General features: G+C 44.7%; 1 protein-coding gene. It reads right to left on the bottom strand.

The genetic code is table 11. The features are described from left to right. The coding region (locus R8N49_RS29485; RefSeq protein ID WP_318190744.1) for a CHASE domain-containing protein at positions 1-557 on the bottom strand (557 nt) is incomplete at both ends.

Here is a 557-nt window from a genome sequence, read left to right as displayed (position 1 = left end):
TGAAACAAAAACGGGTCGTCAGAGGCATCAAAACCTAAGTCCTCCACTCTGACCGACATCTCTAGTTCTGTCGCTGTCTTGGTGATCAGTTCTTCGAAATAAACAGTGCTACGAATCACACCTGTGACCACGCCCAACAGGTTTTTATTCTCGGAGTCAAAAACCGGGTGATACACCAGCAAGCCCGATTTGGGGATGGATTTGTCGTAGCCGTCTTGAAGCAGACGAACTTTATCGGAAACATTTGCGCGTTTGTGCGTCGAGATGTCGTCAAAGATCAAATCAAAACGCTTTCGAGAGGAGTAAAAACCAAGTAAAGATAAGTTGGCTTGGGTTCTTGGGTAGATGTCCGTTGCAACGTAAACAGGAGTGTTGTTTTCTAGAATGTAGCCAAAGGTTTTGGGCTGATCTTTTGGAACGGTAAAGATTTGGTAATCTGGGTATATTTTACGCATTTTAGCAATGTGCGCGTCTAAATCTTCTCGCTCTACTCGTTGCATCCACTGCAAACCAATCAAACTGTGCGAGCTATTGATAACCTGCTCTGCATAAACGGG

The organism is Vibrio sp. 1978 (genome assembly GCF_033344345.1).
Note: the sequence above shows the minus strand (reverse complement) of the source record. Positions and strands in the feature narration are given on the sequence as shown.